General features: G+C 67.7%; 3 protein-coding genes and 1 pseudogene. 1 reads left to right on the top strand and 3 read right to left on the bottom strand.

Translation table 11 applies throughout. From position 1 onward, the window contains the following. Positions 1-28 precede the first annotated feature (28 nt). Positions 29-2179 (top strand): MMPL family transporter, encoded by a 2151-nt coding sequence (locus ON19_RS04535; protein ID WP_051168528.1) that lies wholly within the window; start codon positions 29-31, stop codon positions 2177-2179. A 563-nt stretch (positions 2180-2742) separates the two neighbouring features. Here the strand turns inward: ON19_RS04535 and ON19_RS38680 are convergent. The 3 genes and pseudogenes from ON19_RS38680 to ON19_RS04550 all read right to left on the bottom strand — a co-directional run. Next, on the bottom strand, positions 2743-5892 hold the full coding sequence (locus ON19_RS38680) for a helix-turn-helix domain containing protein (RefSeq protein WP_051168529.1): 3150 nt from the start codon (positions 5890-5892) through the stop codon (positions 2743-2745). Between the two features lie 322 nt (positions 5893-6214). Continuing rightward, positions 6215-6958: a CPBP family intramembrane glutamic endopeptidase gene (locus tag ON19_RS04545; RefSeq protein ID WP_043687283.1), complete on the bottom strand. Its 744-nt coding sequence runs from the start codon at positions 6956-6958 to the stop codon at positions 6215-6217. Between the two features lie 184 nt (positions 6959-7142). Beyond that, positions 7143-7351, bottom strand: a pseudogene (locus ON19_RS04550) (pseudouridylate synthase); the annotation flags it as partial.

Below are 7351 nucleotides of genomic sequence, written 5' to 3' on the forward strand. Positions count from 1 at the left end.
TCGAAATCCGGAAAGGATTTATTCGCACATGTTCGCACGACTGGGGGCCGTGGTCGTCCACAATCCGTGGAAGGTGATCGGCCTGTGGGTGCTGCTCGCCATCGCGGTGGTGGCCTCGGCGCCGGAACTGAAATCAACGACCGACCAATCCGCCTTCCTTCCTTCGCATTACGAGTCGATCCAAGCGTTGGAGTTGCAGCAGAAAGCGTTCCCGGAGAGCTCCGCCCCCGCGGCGATCATCGTGTTCGCCCGGGCGGACGGCACGCCGTTGACCGAAGCGGACGCGACTTCGGTCGTATCGATCGGCAACGACCTGCGCAACGCGCAGATCAAGGACGTCACCGGGATGCAACCGACGCCGCCGTCGGAGAACCGACTGATCCAGATCATCGCGGTGCAGATGACGAAGGTGACGAGTCCGAACGACACCACGCAGGGCGACGCCGTCAAGGCGCTGCGCACGCAGCTGAAGGAACGCGTCGCGAGCACCGATCTGAAGGCGGGCATCACCGGTCAGGCGGCGCAGGTGCTGGACCAGACGGAATCCAGCGAGAAGGGCATGGCCATCATCGGCGTGGCCACCGTCGTGCTGATCCTCGTGCTGTTGCTGGTCATCTTCCGCAGCCCGGTGATCGCGCTGCTGCCGATCGTCGTGATCGGCGCGGTCTCCAGCATGGTCGGCGGCTTGATCGCCATGATGGCCAAGGCCTTCGACCTGCAGATCGACTCCTCGGTCAATGCCATCCTGGTGGTGGTGCTGTTCGGTGTCGGCACCGACTACATCCTGTTCCTGATGTTCCGCTACCGCGAGCGGTTGCGTGCGGGCGAGGACTCGAAGACCGCCATGGTCAGCGCCGTCAGCCGGGTCGGTGAGGCGATCACGTCCGCGGCCGGCGCGGTGATCATCGCGTTCATGGCCCTGCTGCTCTCCACGCTCGGCATGTTCCGCGCTCTGGGTCCGGCGCTGGCGATCGCGGTGGCGGTCGCGCTGGCGGCCGGGCTGACGCTGGTGCCCGCGGTGGTCTCGCTGTTGGGCACCAAGGTGTTCTGGCCGTCCAAGGCGTGGCGCGCCGAGCCGAAGGGCGCGCGGTTCGCCGCGGCGGGCAACGCGCTCGGCCGACGGCCCGGTGTCTTCGCCGTGGCCTCCGGCGGTGTGCTGCTGGTCCTGGGGATCTTCGCCTTCGGCTTCCACCCGACGTTCGACCTCAGCTCCGGATCGACCTCGGAGGCGTCGGAATCCGTCGTCTACAGCAAGGAACTGGTCAAGGGCATGCCTGCCGGGACCACCCAGCCTTCGGATGTCCTGTTGCAGTCCGCCGGTGCGTTGACCGCCGAGCAGCTCACCGCCTACCGCAACGCGCTGGCCGGTGTGCCCGGTGTCGGGCAGGTGGCCGAGCCGAAGTTGTCCACGGACAAGACGATCGCCGACTTCGCGGTGACGCTCGACGCCGCGCCGGAGTCGGACGCCGCGCTGGACACGGTCAAGGGACCGCTGCGCGATGTCGCGCACTCGGCCGCGCCTGCCGGTACCACGGCCGCCGTCGGTGGCTTGACCTCGGTGTTCGTCGACTTCCAGGACGCGATGGCGCGCGACTACGCGATCGTGTTCCCGGTCGCGGCGATCCTGATCATGATCGTGCTGGGCTTGCTGCTGCGCAGTCTGGTCGCACCGTGGTACCTGATGGTGTCGGTGTTCCTCGGCTTCGCCGCCACGCTGGGCGCCGCGGTGCTGGTGTTCCAGCACTTCCAGGGCGAGTCCGGGCTGATCTTCACGCTTCCGGTGATCATGTACCTGTTCGTGGTCGCGCTGGGCACCGACTACAACATCCTCATGGTCGCCCGGCTCCGGGAAGAAGCCCGCGAAGGAAACGAGCCGAAACAAGCGGCGGCGCTGGCCCTGCGGCACACCGGCCCCACCATCGCGGCGGCCGGGGTGATCCTGGCGGGAACCTTCGCGTCGATGATGCTGGCGGGCAACAATGTCCTCGCGCAGATGGGTTTCGCCATCTCGGTGGGCATCGCGATCGCGGCCTTCGTCATGGCGATGTTCTTCACGCCGGCACTCACCGCGATCATCGGGCACAAGGCGTGGTGGCCGGGTCACGGTGACCAGAAGCCCGCTGGTTCGGGACCGGACGCCGTCGTCGGGACCGCCGCCGTGGAGAGCCGAACGGGATAGGAGCCGCTGAACACCGGCGATCGACGTGATCGAGTAGGCCGGAACAGAGCTGTGCACCCGGAACTGCCGGGTGCACAGCTTTTCGGGCGAGGAACGGTGCGTGTCCTCGGATCGCCGGATAGCGTTGATCCATGGAGTTTCTGCTCTGCGCAGTGGTCGTCGCGCTCATCGTCTTGGGGATTGTCCGCATTTCCGGTAGCCGCCCGAGTAGCGCACAGCAACGACGACGCCCGAGTAGCGCACAGCAACGACGACGTAGACGCGGGTGGGGTGCGGGGGACGGCGGCGGTAATTCCGGTAGTGGTTGTGGGGGCAGCAGTTGCGGGGGTGGGGGAAGTAGCTGTGGAGGCGGGAGCAGCTGAGAGACCGGCGCCTTCGGTAGGCATGCTGCGTGACCTCGCGAGTGAACCGTGCTGCCGCGGCCGAGCACCCGGTCGGTTGATCGCGCCGTCGTTGCCGCGGAGCCAACGGAGCGCGCAGCTGTCACGGCTGCGCACCGCAGCCGTCGGAGGTTCGCCGGCGACTTCAGCGCGCCGAAGAGGGCCGATGGGCGCGTTCGGCGCTCAGCCGATGACCGCGTAGGGGCGATGAACTTTGATCGCCGAGTCCAGCACACGAGTGACCGCGGAGCGGGAGACGCCGAGCTCGTTCGCTATGGCGGGGGTGGAACCGCCCTGGTCGGCGAGCGTGAGAATCTCCCTGACCTCCTCGATCGGCAGGTTGGACAGGCGTCGGCCGGTGATGGCCCGTGCGATCGCGGAGATCTCGTCGTCGTCGCTGGCCGCTTCCTCGGGCTCGGTGGGGAACTCGTCGTCCTCATCGTCTTCCGCGTCGAGGATCGGCAGCGCTTCGGCGCGCAGGTGGGCGTACTCCGGGGCTTCCTCGAGCGCGAGTTGTTCGCTCTCCGAGTCGGCGGAGCGGTCGTTTTGCTCGGCGGACAGCGACTTTCCGCGTTTTGCCGCGCGCGGGGCGGTGGCGTTCGGGTTCACCTGCGCGGCCGTTTCGGTGGTTGCAGGCAGGGAATCCGCGGCACCGGAACCCGGGCGCCGGACGGTGTCGTTGCCACGAAGCGCGCGATCGATCGGGCGTTCGCCTCTCTCGGGATTCGCCTGCGGCGGTGCCGCATTGCTCGCCTGTGCCACGGACCGCTCGTCGAACTCGAATCCCTCGTGCAGGTCATCGAGCGAGATCTGCTGTGGCGCAGATGGTTGGGCGGGATGGAGTCGCGGCTCGCGGTCGATGGACGCGGACGCTTCCGCTCGGCCGAGCGCTGCTTGCTCCGCGTCTACCGGGAAGGGCTGTGCGGGTTCGGCCGGTCGGGTCGCAGGTTCGGCGGCGACATCCGAGACGGGATCGGCGACAGACGCCATCGGATGATTCGGTGCCGGAGTCGATACTTCCTGACCTCTGAAGACAGCGAGATCTGGGCTTCCGTCCGCAGCGCGGGTGCCCCGCCGGTTTTCGGTGCCGGGCGCAACGCTGTGACTCGTGACCGGAAGGGCGTGCGCGTCGATATCGGTGGAGAACTCGGCGGTGTGGCCGTTGGTGGTCTCTCCGTGGGGTCCATTGCTGGTGGGGCTGACAAGCAGGCCGTCGGTGGTGGGAAGGTTGTCGCCCTGCAAAGCATGAGCGTCGCCGGTCGGGGAGGACTCGACGGCAGGCCCATCGGCGGTTGGGCGCACACTGTGCCCGCCGATCTGCAGGGGGTGTGCGTTGCCGTTGGCGACGGATTCGAGGGCGTGGCCGTTGGTGGCTGGATGAACGGTGTGCCCGTTGACCTGATGAACGGTGTGCCCGTTGACGTGCCCAAGGCGTCCATTGCCGGGGCCGGGCGCAAGCGGGCCGTCGGTGCTCGAAACGCTGCCGACTTGACGAGGGGGAGCATCGCCCGTCGCGGCGGACTCAGCGGTGGGCCCATTGGTGACTGGGCGCGCGGTGTGGCCGTTGGACTGCGGGGCGTGTGCGTTGCTGGGGCTTTCGATGGTGTGGCCATTGGCGGTTGGGCGCGGGGTGTTCCCATTGGCCAGGAAGGGATGTGCGTTGCCGTTGGTGGGGGTTTCGACGGTGTGGTCGTTGGTGATTGGGCGCGGGGTGTTCCCGTTGGCTTGGGAGGGATGTGCGTTGCCGTTGGCGGGCGTTTCGACGGTGTGAGCGTTGGCGGTCGGGCGCACGCTGTGCCCGTCGATCTGCGGGGGATGTGCGTTGCCGTTGGTGGGGGTCTTGATGGTGTAGCCGTTGGTGGTTGAACGCAGTGTGTGCCCATTGGCCTGGAGATGGTGGGCGTTGCCGTTAGTGGGAGTGTGGCCGTTGATCGCCGGACGCCCGTTGTTTCCGTTGATGCGCGGGTGGTAAGCGTTGCCGTTGACAGCGGGCTCGGTGGTCCCGTCGACCGGCAGGACGGTGTGGCCGTTCATGGAGACGTCGTGGGCATGGCCGTTGACGGTGGTTTCGACCGGGTGACCGTTCGGGGCCTGCGGAAATGCGGCGTCGTTCGGATGGGTTTCGACCGCATGACCGTCGGTGAACTGCTCGGCCGGGCTCGAGGCGGTGGCGCCCGCGTGCACTTCGGCGTTTCCGGGGTCGGCCGCCTCGACCGGAGCGTGATCGAGCACGGACCGATCGAAGGGATGACCCCCGACCGACGCGGTGACGGCATGGCCGTTGATCGGCGAATCGATGGCGTGACCGTTCGCCGACGACTTCGCGTGGTCGGTGCGCGGCGTGACAGGCGTGTTCGAGCCGACGGACCGGTTGCGCCCGACCTCGCGGGGACCGGCCGGGAAGTCGTGCTCCGGCTCGCGGCCACTGTTCAGGGGCGCGGTGCCGATCTCCTCTTCCCAGTGAAATCGGCCGTCGTTCGCGTCCACGCCGACTCCCGCGAGCGAGTGATGATCACCGCCATCCGGCATGCCGGGGGTACGTTCAGCGTCGATCCGGATCGGCTGCGGGTCGCGATCGATCACCGGCGCGCCGTCGATCAGCACCGCGTACCGCGCGGAGACCCAGGCGTGCAGCCAGATCACCACGCCGACCATTACCGGCGCGATCGCGTACTCGACGGCGCGGCCGAGGTCGCCCGCGGCGAGATGCGGTCCGGTGTTCAGCGCGACGGTGGTGCCGAGCAGTGCCGCCTCGAAGAAGATCACCTTGCCGCGCGCCAGCTCCCGGCCCCACTTGGCGGCCGTCGTGGCCGCGACCATGATGGTGATGATCGGGATCGAGATCATCGCCTCGATGCCGTAGCTCAACCAGTAGAGCGGATCCGACATGTCGCCGCTGGGCACCAGATTGTGCTGCACATTGACCCCGGCCCACACCATGCCGAGCACGACAACGGCGATCAAGGCCCGCGACGACCACTCCGCCCGCCGGTAGAGTTGCGCCAGCCGCGCGTCCGCGCTGGACACCCGCCGCCGCGCCGCGAGGGCGCGCCGATGCCAGCGGGCGTCGGCCTCGTCGGATCGGCGCAACGTGGCCGCCGATTTGCGATCCCGCTGCTCGGCGGCCAATTCCGCCTCGATCTCCCGGCGCCGCTGCTTGCGTCGCTGCGCGCGAATCCATTCCGCCAGTTCGCGCTCCGCTGCGATCTCGCGTTCGGAGAGCACCTGAAGCAGCGCGGGATCGAGCTGCAGGGGCAATTTGCCGCGCGCGGTCTCGACTTGCTGTGCCAGCGCGGCAATCTCGGAACTACCGTTCGACAGTTCGTCGGGCATCGGCGAGCCTTCCCAAGAGCAGGTGTCATGCCGAGTGGTGGAGACATGAGTGCTCGAACATATGTGTGATCGCCAGTGAGACTAAACCGACCTCTGTTCGTGGTCAATGTCGCGGACAGGTGACCGACGGCGACACGCCGAGCTGCCGAAAACTGCGGTGTTGCTCGATTATCCGGATGAGCGGCCATTTCGTCGGCGCCACCGCGTGTCGAAACTCCGTTCGAATTCCTACCGCGCCATTGAGTGACTTTCGCCGCTTCGGGCGCCGTCTGTGCGTGGAAACCGACGTGGGTCCGATTTTCCCGTCGTGAATCCGCGAGAATCAGGCGAACGTGGTGTGCCAAACCAGGGCGGCCGCCAGCGCGCCCGCACCGTTGACCGACCAGTGCAGGGCGATCGGGGCGAGCAGGCTGCCGCTGCGGTGGCGCAGCCAAGTGAACACCACGCCCGCCGCCGCCGTCGCTACGACGGCGAGCAGGATCCCGATGATCTGGCCGGCGACGCCGCCGCCGACGATGCCGCTCAAGCCGCGGTTACCCGAGGCCAGGCCGAAGGAGGACGCGATGTGCCAGAGACCGAACAGCATGGAGCCCGCCGCGAAGACGCCGCGGGCACCGTAGACGCGGTGCAGTGTGCCGTGCAGCACACCGCGGAAGGCCAGTTCCTCGGGAATCACCGTTTGCAGTGGGATGACGATCATCGAGGCGATCAATGCGCCCGAGATGGTCGCGTAGCGATCGGCCAGGAAGAACGGCCGGGTGAGCGGGAGCGCCGCCCCGATCGCGACGACCGTGAGGACCAGCGCCACCGCGCCGAGCGCGTAGAGCGAACCGCGGCGCCAGTGCCGAGGTGAAAGGCCCAGCTCCGACCAGCCGAGGCCGCGCTTGCGGACCAGCGCGAGCAGCACGATCGCCGCGGCGGGCACCGTCACTACGCTTGCCCACGCGGTGGTGAAGTGCGCGATCAGATTGGTGGCTGCCAGGACGAGCACTACCACGGCGACGTCTATGTAGGCATGCACTTTGTGGCGTTGCTGAGTTGTTGCTGTTAGGTCTGGCTCAGGCATCCCGCACCAGTGTACGGAGTTGCAACAGGTTCGCTACCTGCCAGGGCTCAACTGATGGATGTGTCACTTTTCAGGGCTGCCGGGGTCGGCGCCGTGCTCGACACGCGGGCAGCACGGGATACTGCGCGCGGGGGCCGCGATGGCCGCGCGGTAGTGGCTTCGCGCCCGACCGGCCCCGGTGCCGTCAGCCGCCCCACCCGTGCGGATCGGTCCAAGCCTGCAACGCGCGAGTGGTCTCGAAGCGGCGTGGCTCGCGGCTGACCGGATCGGTGAACTCGAGCGAAGCGGCCAGCAACTGCAGTGGCCTGGTGAAGTCGTCGACGGGCTTGTCGGTGAGCACCGGATAGAAGTCGTCGCCGAGGATGGGGATGCCGAAGGCTGGTTCATATGCAG

Origin of the sequence: Nocardia abscessus NBRC 100374, assembly GCF_000308455.1 — a bacterium.
In the GTDB taxonomy this organism is placed as follows: Bacteria; Actinomycetota; Actinomycetes; order Mycobacteriales; family Mycobacteriaceae; genus Nocardia; species Nocardia abscessus.

Bases quoted from the DNA above. Each gene is read 5' to 3' on its own strand.
- ON19_RS04535 (WP_051168528.1), top strand. From the start codon at position 29: ATGTTCGCACGACTGGGGGCCGTGGTCGTCCACAATCCGTGGAAGGTG.
- ON19_RS38680 (WP_051168529.1), bottom strand. From the start codon at position 5,892: ATGCCCGACGAACTGTCGAACGGTAGTTCCGAGATTGCCGCGCTGGCA.
- ON19_RS04545 (WP_043687283.1), bottom strand. From the start codon at position 6,958: ATGCCTGAGCCAGACCTAACAGCAACAACTCAGCAACGCCACAAAGTG.